We start from the raw sequence: 15,795 nt of genomic DNA on the forward strand, positions 1-15,795 counted from the left end.
TCCAGCCACTTTTTTAGGACATCATTCTCCAGTCGCAGCCTTTTGACTTCCCGTTCCAGGTCCTTGTACTCTTTCCGCCTCCCTCTGTGCTCCATTAGCCCAAAATTGCCCTGTTCCCGGTATTTCCGCATCCAGATCTTTAATCGCCCCACATCTTGAATCCCCAGCTCTTCAGCAATCTTTGCCTTGGGAATGCCCTGAAGCCTCATTTCCACTGCCTTCTTTTTCAGTTCAAAGCTATATGTCTTGAATTTCTGTCCTTTTCTTGCCACGAAAATCACCCCTTAAAGTAATTTTCACAGGGGTGTTTTCCTGTGTCTACTTTAAGGGGTGCACTTCAAATACCAAGGGGTGGATTTTTTGCTGCCGCGGGGCCCTCCCTTTTCGGGCTACGAAACCGCGCAGGATTTTCGGAGATCCCTGAAGCGGAGAAATGAAACAGAAAGAGGTTCAAAAGCGCTCTCCCCGGATAGCCGCCGGAGTGCCCGCCCGTTCCGCGTCGATTTTCGTCCGGGCACACGGCAGTCCGATCAGGCGGCGTACCCGCAAGCCCGTCCGAGGGGCGCATCCGGCACCGGTCTTTGCCGGATGCCCCGGGCGGCCCCCGCAGGGGCGATTCCCCCCTCGCACGTGGTTGTCAGTGCCGGCACGGCCGGCATGGCCATCGTCCCCGGGATATCCCCTGCAGCGGGAGAACCCCCGCCGTCCGAAGGAAAGAGGGCCCCCACGCATCCAGCGGCAACCCGCGACCGGATTTCACTCATCGCTGTAGGTCCGGTGCGTCGGCCTACAGGACCCACACCGAAAAAACCACGCACCGGCCGCCGGCCGAGACGGCAACCATTCCGCCGTCAACCGGGCAGACGGCGAGGCGCGGGAAGGGGATGTCCTCCGTTTGTCGCTTCGGATCGATGCCCTGCAATGCGGCTTTTCAGCCCTCCTTGCAACAAGCCGGGAAGTTCCTCCTTGCATTCTTACTCGATCACCTCAAGCTCCCCGTCCGTCCCCACCGACGCTTGTCCCCGTCCGGAGGCGGGCCGGTGGCATAGATTCTTTCCCGTCCACCGGTTGTTCCCCAAAGCTGCGTCCCCGTCCCCGAAACAAAGTAAAGCACACGGCCGTCGATGGTCAAACAGGCAAACTCTTTCCCGGATGCCGCGAAGTCCCCATGTTGTCCCCTGTGGTGCGCTTGACCCGGGATACCGTCACATTCCGTGGATCCGGTGTTCGGAGAAGGAGCCGGCGAGGAGGTCTTCATCACATTCATGGTCCAACGAATCGGGACGGAAACGGAGGCAAAAAAGGAGGTCACGCTCTCCAGTTCAAAAACGATGTTTCGGGCATGAGATTTGTTAGCGCCAGACGGCATGGGAACCACAAAAAGTTTTTTGAAGCTCCTCTTCAAACACGGGTGCTGCATGGGCAACCCCCTTCCGGTCCGGGATCCCCCGCCATTTAGAATCTCGGCGGCATGCATTTCCTCTTTCTCATCCCAATCCCATCCCGGTTCCCCGTCGGTTCGGAAACAGCAATCCCCCGTCCTCACACATTGAACCGGGCGATTTTCTTGTACAGCCGAGCCTCGCAATATTCATCGGGTAAAAACGGATCATCGCATTTGCGCGGGCAGGATGGAGCCGGAATGGCCGGCGACGATCCTTGCGGGGAACAATCGGGCATAGGATAGAGTGGGGCCCCCGGAAAGTTGGCGGGCGGGGAGGTGGCGAACGGAGCCGGCGGTGGGCCCGCAATCGCGGATATGGAAGGGAGGCGGGATAAAGCCTGCGATTCCGTTTGATCACATCAAAGGAACGGGATTGTCGGCAGGGGAGGATTGTTCCTTCTCACCCCTTTATCCGGGCGCATACTGTTCGCAAAGACGGCCGATGGTCCGTTTCGTTGCGGTCCCGCCGCGGTGATCCCTCCGGCGGATACCATCGCCGGATGACGGGAAGTGCCGGCGTTGGTCGGACCGGGACCGGATCGCCGCCGGGATGATGGGCAAGTCGCCGTTTCATGGCCGAAGATCGCCTCGTCTCATCGCCTTGCCAAAAAAAGGGGGATGATCAAAGGATCATCCCCGCGGCGGCGCCGAATCGTTACGATTTCAGGATTTCCTCGATTTTCTCCAGAACCGACTCGTCCAGCTTTACATCGATTGCCTTGACGTTTTCCACGATCTGCTCCGGACGGCTGGCGCCGATCAGAGCGCTGCTGATCGACGGGAGACGGAGCACCCAGGCGAGGGCCAGCTGGGGAAGGGTGATTCCCAGTTCCTTGGCCACGCCCTCCAGTTGTTCCACCCGGGCCAGATTTTCGTCGGTCAAATAGCGCTCCACAAACTTTTTGACCTGGTCCGTCGCTGCCCGGGATCCGGCGGGCGGCTGCTGCCCCCTTTTGTACTTCCCGGTCAGCACCCCCTGGGCCAACGGCGAGAAGACGACTTGTCCGATGCCCGCCTCATCGCAGAGGGGAATCACTTCCCGTTCGATGTAGCGGTTGAACATGTTGTAGACGGGCTGGCTGGCGACGAATTTGTGAAGTCCCAGCTCCTTCTGCAGCCGGACGCCTTCGGCGATTTTGTGGGCGGGCCACTCGCTGAACCCGGCGTACAAAATCTTGCCCTGGGTGATCAGATCATCGATGGCGCGCAGTGTCTCCTCCAGATCCGTTTCCGGGTCGTACCGGTGGCAGTAGAAGATGTCCACATAGTCGACGCCCAGGGCGCGCAGGCTTTTTTCCACTTCGGAAATGATGTGTTTGCGGCTCAGTCCGCGGTCGTTTACCCCGTCGCCCACGGGCCAGAAGGCCTTGGTCGTCAGGATGTAGCTCTCCCGGGGATACGGGGCGAGGGCTTCCCCCAGCACTTCCTCCGCGGCGTGGGGAACGCTTCCGTACACATTGGCGCAGTCAAAATGGTTGATGCCCAGATCATACGCCTGTTTGACGCAGGCGATCGCCTGCTCCTTCTCGGTCACCGTCCCGTAGGTCAGCCAGCTGCCGAGCGCGATCTCCGAAACCTTCACACCGCTTTTTCCCAGACGGCGGTATTTCATGCGAATCATCCCCCACCTTTCTTTCAATTTCGGTTCCCGCAATTTTAGTATACATAATAATAAGGTTGCTTTAAATTCGGGACGTCTCCAAAGGGGGAATCTTTAAAGCGCCGCGGGCTTTTGGCGAGGAAATCATCAGTCGCAGGCTGAACGACGGTGAACATGATGGTGGAGCCAAGACTCATCACCGAGCAAACCTGCGCCTTTGACAAACCCGGGAAGTATCTGGTTCTTTGCCACGAGTATTGCGGTTCCGCCATCTCATGCAGGGAATGATTTATGTAAAAGGAGAGTGACTTTTATGTCGACGGCCGCAACGGAGACGGGGGAAACCCCGGCCAAGCACCGCTACGATGAGCGGGATCGGCGCCTGGTGCTGGCCCGCGTCGGGGTGTCTGTGGGAGCGCTTTTGATCGGCGCCATCGCCGGATTGCCCCAGGTGATGGAACGGGCGGGCAGGATCCGGCTTCCCGCGGGGATCGATTCAAGGAAGATGGGAAAAGCGGTGCGTCGTGTTCGGGCGATTCCGTTCATTTCCGGCGGGAAGGCGGGGCCTGGCCGAACAATCCCCGGTGCCGCTTCATTCGGTCCGCCGCTTGCCGAAGAAGCAGGGAATCCACCAGGCAGGGGCGGAAAGCAGATGATCAGAGACAGGCGCATTCAGGGCGGATAGGCCTTTCCGGCCGGGTGCAGCGAGTTGAAGGGAGGCTGTCCGCGCGGTTTGGGGGCCCGGCTGGCGCTGCATCCGCGCCCGTTCATGTTTCCCGGCGGAATACGGCCGTGAAGCGGCAGATGGCGTGAAATTTCCGCCTGAGGAAACCGACGCATCCATTCAAATCCCCGATTTTTCGTCATGGCCTTACAGGGGGATTGCGGCCTTTCCGCGCGCCCGCAAAGGAAATCCGTGCATCTCTTACGATGCGTTTCGTTGCCGAAAAGGGCGTCGGCCGGCGCGGAGGGGCCTGAAAATGGCGCTTTTTTCCGTTTGTTTCTGCTTGAATCGCGCGAAAAAAGGGTGGACTTTTTCGCGGCGGGTACGTATAATGATGCGTATAAATGAATTTTTATAAAGGGGAGAGCCGGTTGTGAGCAAAGGGAAAGTGGTGCTCGCCTATTCGGGCGGATTGGATACATCGGTGGCCATCAAGTGGTTGCAGGAACATTACGACATGGATGTGATCGCCGTTTCCATGGACGTGGGGGAAGGCAAGGATTTGGAGTTCATCCGGCAGAAGGCGCTGAAGGTGGGGGCCGTCAAGTCGGTGGTTCTGGACGTGCGGGAGCGGTTTGCCCGGGAATACCTGCTCCCCGCCCTTCGGGCGAACGCCCTGTATGAGGGGAAATATCCGCTGGTGTCGGCCCTGTCGCGCCCCCTCATCGCCCGCGTGCTGGTGGAAGTGGCCCGGGAAGAGGGGGCCGTGGCCGTGGCCCACGGCTGCACCGGGAAAGGGAACGACCAGGTACGTTTCGATGTTTCCGTCAGCGCCCTCCATCCGGGCCTGAAGGTGCTGGCTCCCGTTCGCGAGTGGGCCATGTCCCGGGAAGAGGAGATCGCCTACGCCAAGCGGCACGGCATTCCCATCCCCGTCGATCTGGACAATCCTTTCAGCATCGACCAAAACCTGTGGGGGAGAAGCATCGAGTGCGGAGTGCTGGAAGATCCCTGGAACGCGCCTCCGGAGGAGGCCTACGAGTGGACGAAGTCCCTGCAGGAGACGCCGGATGAGCCGGCGGAAGTGACGATCGATTTCGAGCAGGGGGTGCCGGTCGCCCTGGACGGGGAAAGGCTGCCCCTGCACGAGCTGATTTCCCGTCTCAACCGGATTGCCGGGGAACACGGCGTCGGCCGGATCGATCACGTGGAGGACCGGCTGGTGGGCATCAAGTCCCGGGAAGTGTACGAATGTCCCGCGGCGATGACCCTGCTCGCCGCCCACCGCGAACTGGAATTCCTCACGCAGCCCCGGGAGATGGCCCATTTCAAGCCGGTGGTGGAACAGCAATGGGCGCGGCTGGTGTACGAGGGGCTTTGGTATTCCCCCCTGAAGAAGGCCCTGGATGCCTTTGTCGAGGAATCCCAGAAAACGGTGACCGGAACCGTGCGGGTCCGCCTGTTCAAGGGGCATGCCACGGTGACCGGGCGCAAATCAAGCCATTCCCTGTACAATGAAAAGCTGGCCACTTATACGCCGGAGGACACCTTTGATCACCAGGCGGCCGTGGGCTTCATCAAGCTCTGGGGGCTGCCGACGCAGGTGTACGCCCAGGTCAACCGGGGAAAGGAGGAGGCCGGTGAAGAAACTGTGGGGCGGAAGGTTTACCAAGAAAACTGACCGGCTGGTGGAGGAGTTTACGGCCTCCATCGGCTTTGATCACCTTCTTTTTGAGGAGGACATCCGCGGCAGCATGGCCCACGCCCGCATGCTGGGCGCCTGCGGCATTCTCACTCCGGAGGAGTCGGAGAAAATCATCGGGGGACTCGCCAGAATCCGCGACCGGGTGCGGGCCGGCGAGATTGTTTTTTCCGTCGAGCACGAAGACATCCACATGAACATTGAAAAGCTGCTGATCGAGGAAATCGGCCCCCTCGGCGGCAAGCTGCACACGGGGCGAAGCCGCAACGACCAGGTGGCCCTCGACATGCACCTGTACGTCCGGGCGCGCACCGTGGAGATCGTGGAGCTCCTGGCCCGGCTGCAACAGGTCCTGGTGGACCAGGCGGAACGGCACGTGGACACCCTTCTTCCGGGATACACCCACCTGCAGCGGGCGCAGCCGGTGCGGCTCGCCCACCACCTGCTGGCCTATGTGTCCATGTTTCAGCGGGATGCCGAGCGGCTGATGGACAGCTACAAGCGGGTCAACACTTCTCCCTTGGGCGCCGGAGCCATTGCCGGCACCACCTTTCCCATCGACCGACGGATGGTCGCCGAGGAGCTGGGTTTCGACCGCATCTACGACAACAGCATGGATGCCGTGAGCGACCGGGATTTTCTCGTGGAATTCCTCGCCGCCGCTTCCCTGATCATGGTTCACCTCTCCCGGCTGTCGGAGGAACTGATTCTCTGGTCCAGCGAAGAGTTCGGTTACATTGAACTGGATGATGCCTTCTGCACGGGAAGCAGCATGATGCCCCAGAAGAAAAACCCGGACGTTCCCGAACTGATCCGGGGCAAGGCCGGCCGGGTGTTCGGCCACCTGATGGCCCTTCTCACCACCCTCAAGGCCCTGCCTCTCGCCTACAACAAGGACATGCAGGAGGACAAGGAGGGCCTCTTCGACACCGTCAACACCCTCACGGGCTCCCTCCGGCTGATGGCTCCGATGCTGGAGTCGATGAAGGTGAACGGGGAGAAGATGAGGAAAAGCGCGGAGGCCGGCTTTGCCAATGCCACCGATTTCGCGGACTATCTGGTAAAAAAGGGACTTCCCTTCCGCGAGGCCCACGAAGTGGTGGGGAGGATGGTTCTGTACTGCCTCCAAAACGGAAAGACCCTCGGCCAATGCTCCCTCGAAGAGTTCCGCCGCTTTACCCCCCTCGTTGAGGCGGACATCCACCGGGTGCTGTCTCCGGAGCACGTGGTGGAGTCCCGCAACATCCCCGGAGGAACGGCCCGGGAGGCCGTCCTCGAAACCCTCGCTGAAAAAAAGCGGATGGTCGCTGAAACTTTCCGTTGGGCTTCCACCGTTAATAGATAATGATGAAATCGGCCAGGAAGAAATCCCTGTCATTCCGATGATGGGGTTTCTTTCTGTTTCGTTTCAATTCAATCTTTTTCAAATGAAACTCTGGGAAAATGAAGATCAGATGCTATAATAGAATGTGAACTTCGGGGCTCGGGGAAACGGGCGGGAATCCTCGGAAGCCCCGACGGCCCGACGATCGTGGGGGGCCAGACCCGATCTTCGATATTCGCCTGTCCATGGATCGATCACTATAAATGCTTGAAGACTCTGTGCGGAAGGTGATAGCGTGATCGAAATGCACGATGTCTGGAAGGTATATCCCAACGGTGTGGAGGCGCTTCGGGGAATCGACGTGCGGATTGAACAGGGAGAGTTCTGTTATGTGGTCGGTCCCAGCGGCGCCGGAAAAAGCACCTTCATCAAGCTGATGTACCGCGAAGAAAAACCTTCCAGCGGCGTCATCCTGATCAACGGGGTGAATGTCAAACGGGTGCGGGATTGGAAGATTCCCTATCTGCGCCGGAAGATCGGGGTGGTTTTCCAGGACTTCAAACTGCTTCCCCACTTGACAGCCTACGAAAACGTCGCCTTCGCCATGGAAGCCATCGAAGCTCCGCGCCGCAAGATCCGCAGCCGGGTCGAAGAGGTCTTGGAGCTGGTGGGATTGGCGGATCGGATGGATGCACTTCCCTCCCAGCTGTCGGGGGGAGAACAGCAGCGGGTCTCCATCGCCAGGGCGATCGTCAACAATCCGGGCTTTTTGATCGCGGACGAGCCCACCGGAAACCTCGATCCGGAAAACTCCTGGGACATCATGTACCTGCTGGAGGAGATCAACGCCCGGGGAACCACTGTCGTGATGGCGACCCACAACAAGGAGATCGTCAACACGATCCGCAAGCGGGTCATCGCCATCGAGAACGGCGTGATCGTCCGCGACGAGGAGCAGGGGGAATACGGTTATGAAGATTGACACGATGTTTCGGCATGCGCGGGAGGCCTTCAAAAGTCTCCGGCGCAACACGTGGATGACCTTTGCGGCGGTCAGCGCCGTCGCCGTCACCCTGCTCATCTTCGGCTTTTTCCTCGTTTTCGCCTTCAACATCAACTATCTCGCCAAGGAATTGGACCAGCAGGTGGCCATCCGCGCGTCGATCGTGCCGGGGGCTTCCGCCGACGACATCGAGCAGCTGCAAAAGCAGATCGAACAGGACCCGGCGGTAAAATCGGTGACCTTCGTCTCCAAACAGCAAGGGCTGCAGCAATTGAAGGCCCAGTTGGGAGAGGACAGCAAGATCCTGGAGGGGTTGGAAGGGGAGGAAAACCCCCTGCCGGACACTCTGGTGATTGTTCCGCAGAATCCCCAGGGGATCGAGGAGCTGGCCAAGAAGATCAAGGCCCACAACATGATTGAGGATGAGGATCACGGCGACGGCGTGACGGACAAGTTGCTGGATTTCTCCAGCCTGGTCCGCAACGTGGTGTTGGTCTTCGGTCTCGGGCTGGCGGTGCTGGCGGCGTTCCTCATCTCCAACACGATTAAGCTGACCATTTTCGCCCGCCGCCGCGAAATCGAGATCATGCGCCTGGTCGGAGCGAGCAACTGGTTCATTCGCTGGCCCTTCTTCATCGAGGGGGCGCTCATCGGAATGCTGGGAGCCGTCTTTCCGGTGATCATTGTGCTCGCTTTCTACAAAGCCGCCTTGAATGTTCTGACGGACGGCAGTCAGTACAGCTTTATCAAAATGTTGCCCATGATGCCCCTTTCCCTGTATGTTGCGCTGTTGACCACCTTCCTCGGCGTGTTGATCGGGGTTTGGGGAAGCGTGATCTCGATCCGTCGTTTCCTGAAGGTTTGATCCACCTCCCTTCAAAGGATGGAAAATTCAGACAAGAAGGGGGCGGGAGCATTCCCATTCCTGGAAATGCCGTTGCCTGCAAGGAGGGGTTGGCGTGAGGCGGGCTCTTCATGTTGTCCTGTGCTCCCTGCTCTTCCTCTCTGCGGCGCTGCCCGCGGCGTTCGCCGAAACGAAGGAGGCGGACATCGAGGAGAAAAAAGAGGCCATCAAGGAGCGGGACAGACAAATCCTCCAGATTGAAAGGGAAAAAAAGCTGACCCTTGAGGAAAAGCAGGAATTGATGAAGCAGTTGAATGACATGAAGAGCCGCCTGACGACGCTGAATGAACAGGTGTACCGGACCGAACAGAAATTGAAGAAGAGCGAGCGGCGCCTGCGGGAGTTGGAGAAGCGGATCGAGGAACGGGAGGTCCTGTTGAAAAACCGGCTCCGCTTCCTGTACCAGCGGGGGGAGATGTTTTATCTGGAAACCCTTTTGGACTCCGATTCCTTCGGGGATTTTTTGACCCGGCTCGATCTGGTCCGGAAGCTGATCCGGGCGGATCAAAAGCTTCTGGATGCCCACAGAGAGGATCAAAAGCGGGTGGAAGCGGAAAAGGCTTCGATCGAACGGGATCTGGAGGAACGGAAGCGGCTGGCGGAGGAAGCCGGGCGGCTGCATAAGCGTTTGGTCAAAGAGTACAAGCAGTATGAAAAGCAGCTGGCCGACCTGGAAAGGCGGCAGGAGCACCTGGAGGAGATCAACGAGCGGGAACGGCAGGAACTCCATCGGTTGATCGCCCGGAAAACGAAGGAATCCGCCGAAAGGGAAAAGGGCGGGCACTCCGAAGCAAAGGACGGCAAATTTCTCTGGCCGGTAAAGGGGGGAATCCTCACCTCCGAATACGGCTATCGGCGGAATCCCGTGACGGGCGCGTACAAGCTGCACGAAGGGATCGACATCGGCGCGCCGCTCGGAACGCCGATCCGGGCCGTGGCGGAGGGGAAGGTGATTGAATCGCGCCCCGCCAGCGGTTACGGCTACATTGTGGTCATCGATCACGGAGGGCTGTCCACCCTCTACGCCCATGTTTACCCGCAGGACGTGACCGTCCGTGTCGGCCAGTCCGTAAAACGGGGGCAGATCATCGCGGCGGTGGGGAACAACGGGCAGTCGACCGGTCCCCATCTTCACCTGGAGGTCATCAAGGATGGCCGCACCGTGGACCCGAAACCCTATTTCCGTTGAGCGAATCTTCGTCTGGCGAACAGAATGTGAAACCGGGGAGAGGATGGAATGAAGCGGACGTGGTTGACCATCCTGCTTGTTTTCAGCCTGGCACTGATCACCACCCCTCTGCCCGACGGCTGGGTATGGGCTGACAACAAGGTGGAAAAGGCGAAAGAGGAATTGAAGAATATCCGGAAGGATAAAAAGGATGTTCAAGAAAAACTGGAAAAAGTGAAAAAGGACATCGAAAAGCAGAAAAAGACATTGAACGAGCTGGAGAAGGACCTGTACGACACCGAGAAAAAGATCGACAAGATCGAAAAGGAATTGGACCTTCTGAAGGATCAGCTCGGGAAGCGGGAGGAGCTCTTCAAAAACCGGATTCGCCGGATGTACCAGAGGGGTGAAATGGGGTACATGACGGCGCTTCTGGAGGCCGATTCCTTCCGGGAGTTCCTCGACAAGTTCGAGGCCCTGCGCCTCTTGGTGAAACAGGATCACTCGGTGCTGGAGGGCTACTTCAAAACCAAGGAAAAATTCGAGAGCGAGAAGCGGAAGCTGACGGCGCTGCAGGAGGAACAGAAAGAGAAGCGCGATAAAGTGAAGAAGAAATACGACAAACTGGCCAGCACGATGAAGAAACACGAGAAGGAGCTGGCCAAGCTGGAGCACGAGGAAGAGCTGAAGGAAGCGGAGATCCAACGCATCACCTACCTCACCTCCAATACGGGCAACTTCGCCTATGGCGGGGGGCCCTTGGCATGGCCCGCCAACAGCCGGAGGATCAACTCCCCCTACGGACCTCGGGGTGGCAGATATCACTACGGGATTGACATCGACGGAAACCTGGGCGACCCGATCTACGCCGCCGCATCCGGAATCGTCAAGGAAAGCCGCCCCGCCAGCGGCTATGGCTGGGTGATCGTCATCGACCACGGCAGCGGATTGACCACCGTCTACGGCCACATGTACAGCAGCACCGTCCTGGTGTCGACCGGCCAACGCGTCAGCAAGGGACAGCGCATCGCCTCCATCGGAAACAACGGACGATCCACCGGTCCCCACCTGCATTTCGAAGTGCGCAAAAACGGCAGCCCGCAAAATCCGATGAACTACTACTGAGTCCAAGCGTTCGGGGCGTCCCGGTGTTCCGCGCAGGGGTGAAGGCTCGATGAAACGGCAAACCGACAGTGGGGAGAGTATCATGAAGCAGGTATTCACGGTGATCCTCGCCGTTTGTCTCACGATCACGACGGCGGGTCTGGTGCACGCCAACGAGAAGGATCGGGTGAAACAAGAGCTGGAAAAAATCCAGGAGGACAAAAGCTCCATCAAGAAGGATCTGGACAAGCTGGACGAAGACATCAAAAATAACCGGGATGCGATTCGAAAAGCGGAAAAGGAAATGATCCGGATCGACAAGGAAATCGCCGTGATCGAAGAAAACATGGAAGAGATAAAGAAGGAAGAGGAAAAGTACAAGAAAATTTTCAAAAACCGGATCCGCAAGCTGTACCAGCAGGGCGAAGTCGGTTACATGGTTTCCTTGCTGGAATCCAAATCCTTCGGGGAGTTTCTCGCCCGTTTCGAATCGATCCGGCTGATCGCCAAACGGGACCACAGCCTGTTTGACAGTTACGCGCGTCTGCGCGAGAAAAAGGAAAAACAGGTGAAACAGCTGCAGGCCCTTCGCAAGGAACAGGAAAAAGTCGCGGCCGATGCGGAAAAGGCCTATAAAGAGATGCTCCAAGCCGTGAAGGAGAAAAAGGGAGAGCTCGCCGAACTGGAAAGCCTGGAGTCCATCAAGGAGGCGGAGATTCGGCGCATCAACTTGAGGCTGATCCAAAATAACCAGCTGTCTTTCCCCTATGAGGGCGGTCCGCTGTCATGGCCGTCTGCCAGCAAACGGGTGACTTCCACTTTCGGGATGAGATCCCATCCGGTGAGAGGCGGATACCGAATGCACTCCGGCATCGATATCGGGGGGAGCTACAACACCCCGATTTACGCCGCCGCCTCCGGCGTGGTGGTGGAAAGCCGTTCGAGCGTGGGTTACGGCTGGATCATCGTCATCTATCACGGAAACAAGGACGGAACGCCCCTGTATACTTGGTATGCCCACAGCTATCCGCACCAGGTGCGCGTCCAGCCTGGGGACGAGGTGAAGCGGGGACAACATATTTCGGGAATCGGAAGCTACGGCATGTCCACGGGAAATCACCTGCATTTTGAAGTGCGGATCGGCAAAAACGGTCAAGCGGTCAATCCGATGTCGTATCTCAAAAAGTAAAAGGGGATTTTAAGGGCCGATTCCGGCCTTTTCCTTTTTTGGTTCCCTTGTGTTCCAAAGGCTGTTTTGCTAGAGTGTTGCTATAAGGACGAAACAAATCGGGTGGACGGGACCTTTTACCTTGCCGGTTCTTGTCTGCCCGGGGGGAACGTATACTGGAATTACATCGGGATCGGCGGCGTTTTCGAAGAAGTGTTTCAAAAATCGGAGGGCCTTTCGTTCCGAGGAAATAAAGCCGGAGTGATGCCCGCACCCTGTTTCCATTGAAACGCTCCGTTTTGGATGTTCCCTCATCTCCAACCGTAACAGGCGGTTTAAAGGGTGGTGTTTTCATGTATATCCGCGGTCGCACGGTGGCGCTTCTCATCGTCTTCTCCGTTTTGTGCAGCAGCTTGCTGACGGCTGCGGCGTTCGGCGCGAGCGATTCGATCGCATCGATCCTTCCCGTAAGCATTCCGGCCTCCAAACAGGGGGACGGTCTGGAGGATGGCCTGCAAAAGTTGCAGCGGGCGTACAGGATGATCAAGCAGGAATACATCCGGGACGTAGATGACCAAAAATTGATCGACGGGGCGATCAGCGGGATGGTGGAAGCCCTGGATGATCCCTATTCCGTCTACATGGATCCCGAGACGGCAAAGCAGTTTCACTCCACCCTCGAATCTTCCTTTGAGGGGATCGGGGCGGAGGTGACGATGAAGAACGGGCGGGTCACCATCGTGGCCCCCTTCAAGGGATCTCCGGCCGAAAAGGCGGGCCTTCGTCCGGAAGACCAGGTGATCAAGGTGAACGGCGTCAGCCTGGAGGGGATGAGCCTCAATGAAGCGGTGATGAAAATCCGCGGCCCCAAGGGAACGAAGGCGAAGCTGGAAGTGGTCCGGCCGGGCCATTCGGAGATACTGCACATCACGGTGATCCGCGATGAGATCCCGATTGAAACTGTCGATGCGCAGATGCTGAAGGACGGCATCGGAAAAATTGAGATCAGCCAGTTTGCGGAGGATACGGCCAAAGACTTCGCCGAAGCCCTGGAGGAGTTGGAAGGCCGGGGGATGAAGGGTCTGATCATCGATCTGCGGGGCAATCCGGGCGGTTTGTTGCCGGCGGTGTTGGAAATCGCCGAAGATCTGATTCCCGGCGAGAAGCCGATCATGTTCACCGAGGACAAACGGGGCCATCGGGTGGAGTACAAGTCGAAGCGGAAGGAGCCGAAGCCCTATCCCATCGTTGTGCTGATCGACAAGGGAAGCGCCAGCGCCTCGGAAATTCTGGCCGCCGCGCTGAAGGAGTCGGGGGGATACACCCTCGTCGGCCAAACCACCTTCGGGAAAGGGACGGTGCAGACCGCGAAAGATTTCAACGACGGCAGCAACCTGAAGCTGACCATGGCCAAATGGCTCACGCCCAAGGGGAACTGGATCGACCAGAAGGGGGGAACCAAGGGACTCAAACCCGATGTGACCGCCAAACCCCCGGCTTATGCCCGCGCCACCCCGCCGATGCCGGAAAAACCCCTGAAGCGGGACATGGCCTCCGCCGAGGTGCGGAATCTGCAACTGATCCTGGAGGGCATGGGCTATCCCCCGGGCCGAACCGACGGATATTTCAGCGAACAGACGGAACTGGCCGTCAAGGCATTCCAGAAAACCAACAAACTTCCGGTGACCGGGCAATTGGATCAAAAAACCGCGCTGAAGCTGCAGGAAGAGTTTCTGGAGTTGCTGCGCGACCCCGAGAGCGACATTCAGCTCCAGGTGGCCATCGATGTGTTGAAGAAACAAATGAAGTGATTCCGCGAACCGAAAACCCCCACACCCGGCAGGGTGTGGGGGTTCGTTTGTGGACTTTCACCGCTCCACTCCGATTCGTCGCAATTGCTCCTTCAGGGACCAGTTTTCGGGCTTGCGCGCCGGGTCGAACCAGTTGGCCCCTTCAGCCAGCCACTTTTTCCGGTAGTCCGAAAAGCTGTCCCCCTGGCTTTGGTCGTCAAATCCGAATTCAAAGCCGCAACAGCTGCAGATCTCATGGGATGGATTGCCCATCGCGTCGTAGGGAGGTTCCTCCAATCCGTCAAAGCCGCATACGGGACAGAGGTGAGCCATGGCGTCGCCTCCTCATTGCCTGCGGAAATAATCGATGCCATCCCTCGGTTTGAAAAAGGTGCGGATGATGCCGTCTTCGGTCAACACGGCGAACTCATTGGTTCTTTGATTGTAGAAGAGCCGGTCGCCGTTGGAACGCCGTTTCACCAGGATGTCGCCCCCCGGTTCGGAGGTGACCAGTTCCTGGGCCCGGCGCAAATACTCTTCCTTGGATATATTTCCAAATTCCTTCTGACGGATCACGTGTTTGACGTAATGATCGTCCAGATGTTTTTCGCTGGCGAATTGGGGTTTCTCGTCGACGGCCGGAGCGGTGCAGGCGGCAAGCAGCAGGATCAGGGCGAGAAAGGGTGCAAACCACCGAAGGTGACGGACGTTCATGAACCGACTCTCTCCCCCTTCATGATGATGACGTGTCCGGGCGAAAAAAGGCGGGGCGCCGCAGGGCGCCGGATCCCGCCCTTTCCCATCCGCGTTCAACCGAAGAGAACGACGAGGGAACCCACGATGAAGCAGTAAATATAGAATACCTTGAGATTGCCGTGCCTCATCACATTCATGAACCACTTCAGCGCAAAATAACTGGTGGCAAAGGTGGCGATGAAGGCGACGATGTAGAGCAGAAGCGTTTTTCCGTCGGTGACCGCGTGGAGGATGTCATCCCCCTCCAACACGATACCTCCCAGACTGACGGGGATGTAAAGCATGAACGAGTAGCGGAGGGCGGTTTCCTGGTTCATTCCCCGCAGCATGCCGGCCACGATCGTGGCTCCGGAACGGCTGATTCCCGGGATCAGGGCGAGAGCCTGCGCAAAGCCGACGATCAGGGCGTCGCCCAATCGCAGATCGCCGTCCATCTTCTTTCCCTTCAGGTTGCGGATCACCCACAGGGCGCATCCCGTGATAATCAGGGTGATCCCGACGACGGTCACGCCGGTCAGCCAGGATTCGATCAGATCGTTGAACAGAAGGCCGAGCACCGCCGCGGGAATCGTACCCACCACGATGTACAGGACAAACCGGGCCTCCCCTTCATCGCCGGGGTTCCGCTCCTTGAGGTAGCGGAGGGTTCGGGTGGCGAGGCGGTGCAAATCCTGCCGGTAGATCAACAGCACGGCCAAAAGGGAAGCAAAATTGACCAGCACGGCGAAGGCCAACTGCTTGTGCCCCTCGACGGAAACGCCCAGAAAGTGCTGGGCGAGCATCAGGTGTCCGCTCGAAGAGACGGGGATGGGTTCGGTGAAACCTTGCAACAATCCGAGAAACAAAAACTTGAGGATCTCCGTCCAAAACTCCACGATATCCCCTCCAACGTTTGATGGCTGTGCATGCTGTGTCCGCTGCGCATCGCAGACCGGGATCGCCAAGATATCGGAGCATAATCTCTTCCGCATCAATCCTGCGCGGCACCGGATGCCGCCGTCGGCCCCCGCCTTCATGAGATAACGGATGTCAGGGGTGGAGAGATTCGACGGCACGGTGAAAAAATGTTGTCGCGGGCCGAAAGAAACACGTTTCGATTCTCCGCGGCAAGGAAAACCTTGCGCCCCCTCATTCCCCGCCGGCCGGATTTGGATGTTACAAGCATAAC

14 protein-coding genes are annotated in these 15,795 nt (G+C 58.3%); 9 read left to right on the plus strand and 5 right to left on the minus strand.

Annotation, left to right across the window (positions count from 1 at the left end; translation table 11 throughout):
- Both BM063_RS13745 and BM063_RS13755 read right to left on the minus strand, forming a co-directional pair.
- A partial coding sequence (locus BM063_RS13745; RefSeq protein ID WP_143085366.1) for a transposase occupies nt 1–272 on the minus strand: 272 nt, incomplete at its 3' end.
- A 1,827-nt stretch (nt 273–2,099) separates the two neighbouring features.
- Complete coding sequence (locus BM063_RS13755) at nt 2,100–3,056, minus strand: aldo/keto reductase family protein (RefSeq protein ID WP_092040278.1); 957 nt, start codon at nt 3,054–3,056, stop codon at nt 2,100–2,102.
- Nucleotides 3,057–3,357: 301 nt separating this feature from the next.
- Here BM063_RS13755 and BM063_RS13760 point away from each other — a divergent pair, with 301 nt between their 5' ends.
- The 9 genes from BM063_RS13760 to BM063_RS13805 all read left to right on the plus strand — a co-directional run bounded on the left by BM063_RS13760 (nt 3,358) and on the right by BM063_RS13805 (nt 13,892).
- Nucleotides 3,358–3,729, plus strand: coding sequence for a hypothetical protein (locus BM063_RS13760; RefSeq protein WP_092040172.1), 372 nt, complete (start codon nt 3,358–3,360; stop codon nt 3,727–3,729).
- A gap of 412 nt (nt 3,730–4,141) precedes the next feature.
- A complete protein-coding gene (locus BM063_RS13770) occupies nt 4,142–5,389 on the plus strand; it encodes an argininosuccinate synthase (RefSeq protein WP_092040178.1) in 1,248 nt (415 codons plus the stop codon).
- Entirely contained in the window at nt 5,349–6,755 is a 1,407-nt protein-coding gene (gene argH / locus BM063_RS13775) for an argininosuccinate lyase (RefSeq protein ID WP_092040181.1), read from the plus strand. The genes BM063_RS13770 and argH overlap by 41 nt, the downstream gene beginning before the upstream one ends.
- Before the next feature lie 274 nt (nt 6,756–7,029).
- Complete coding sequence (gene ftsE, locus BM063_RS13780) at nt 7,030–7,716, plus strand: cell division ATP-binding protein FtsE (RefSeq protein WP_092040183.1); 687 nt, start codon at nt 7,030–7,032, stop codon at nt 7,714–7,716.
- Nucleotides 7,706–8,602 carry a permease-like cell division protein FtsX gene (ftsX, locus tag BM063_RS13785; protein WP_092040186.1) on the plus strand — a complete coding sequence of 299 codons (897 nt, stop codon included), beginning with the start codon at nt 7,706–7,708 and terminating at the stop codon, nt 8,600–8,602. Before ftsE ends, ftsX begins: the two co-directional genes overlap by 11 nt.
- A 94-nt stretch (nt 8,603–8,696) precedes the next feature.
- Nucleotides 8,697–9,830, plus strand: coding sequence for a murein hydrolase activator EnvC family protein (locus BM063_RS13790; RefSeq protein ID WP_092040189.1), 1,134 nt, complete (start codon nt 8,697–8,699; stop codon nt 9,828–9,830).
- 48 nt (nt 9,831–9,878) lie between these two features.
- Entirely contained in the window at nt 9,879–10,934 is a 1,056-nt protein-coding gene (locus BM063_RS13795; RefSeq protein ID WP_092040191.1) for a murein hydrolase activator EnvC family protein, read from the plus strand.
- An 82-nt stretch (nt 10,935–11,016) separates the two neighbouring features.
- On the plus strand, nt 11,017–12,102 hold the full coding sequence (locus BM063_RS13800; protein WP_177199170.1) for a murein hydrolase activator EnvC family protein: 1,086 nt from the start codon (nt 11,017–11,019) through the stop codon (nt 12,100–12,102).
- 332 nt (nt 12,103–12,434) lie between these two features.
- The gene (locus BM063_RS13805; RefSeq protein WP_177199171.1) at nt 12,435–13,892 is read left to right on the plus strand and encodes a S41 family peptidase; all 1,458 of its coding nucleotides are present in this window, start codon (nt 12,435–12,437) and stop codon (nt 13,890–13,892) included.
- Nucleotides 13,893–13,949: 57 nt separating this feature from the next.
- Here BM063_RS13805 and BM063_RS13810 read toward each other — a convergent pair whose 3' ends face one another.
- From BM063_RS13810 to BM063_RS13820, 3 genes are all read right to left on the minus strand, one after another.
- Nucleotides 13,950–14,204 (minus strand): hypothetical protein, encoded by a 255-nt coding sequence (locus BM063_RS13810; RefSeq protein ID WP_092040196.1) that lies wholly within the window; start codon nt 14,202–14,204, stop codon nt 13,950–13,952.
- A 12-nt stretch (nt 14,205–14,216) separates the two neighbouring features.
- On the minus strand, nt 14,217–14,585 hold the full coding sequence (locus BM063_RS13815) for a hypothetical protein (protein ID WP_218154447.1): 369 nt from the start codon (nt 14,583–14,585) through the stop codon (nt 14,217–14,219).
- 95 nt (nt 14,586–14,680) lie between these two features.
- Entirely contained in the window at nt 14,681–15,502 is an 822-nt protein-coding gene (locus BM063_RS13820) for an undecaprenyl-diphosphate phosphatase (RefSeq protein WP_092040199.1), read from the minus strand.
- Nucleotides 15,503–15,795: the final 293 nt, after the last annotated feature.

It is taken from the genome of Planifilum fulgidum, assembly GCF_900113175.1.
Classification (GTDB): Bacteria; Bacillota; Bacilli; order Thermoactinomycetales; family DSM-44946; genus Planifilum; species Planifilum fulgidum.

Bases quoted from the DNA above. Each gene is read 5' to 3' on its own strand.
- BM063_RS13810 (WP_092040196.1), bottom strand. From the start codon at position 14,204: ATGGCTCACCTCTGTCCCGTATGCGGCTTTGACGGATTGGAGGAACCT.
- BM063_RS13760 (WP_092040172.1), top strand. From the start codon at position 3,358: ATGTCGACGGCCGCAACGGAGACGGGGGAAACCCCGGCCAAGCACCGC.
- BM063_RS13755 (WP_092040278.1), bottom strand. From the start codon at position 3,056: ATGAAATACCGCCGTCTGGGAAAAAGCGGTGTGAAGGTTTCGGAGATC.
- BM063_RS13815 (WP_218154447.1), bottom strand. From the start codon at position 14,585: ATGAACGTCCGTCACCTTCGGTGGTTTGCACCCTTTCTCGCCCTGATC.
- BM063_RS13795 (WP_092040191.1), top strand. From the start codon at position 9,879: ATGAAGCGGACGTGGTTGACCATCCTGCTTGTTTTCAGCCTGGCACTG.
- ftsX (WP_092040186.1), top strand. From the start codon at position 7,706: ATGAAGATTGACACGATGTTTCGGCATGCGCGGGAGGCCTTCAAAAGT.
- BM063_RS13800 (WP_177199170.1), top strand. From the start codon at position 11,017: ATGAAGCAGGTATTCACGGTGATCCTCGCCGTTTGTCTCACGATCACG.
- BM063_RS13805 (WP_177199171.1), top strand. From the start codon at position 12,435: ATGTATATCCGCGGTCGCACGGTGGCGCTTCTCATCGTCTTCTCCGTT.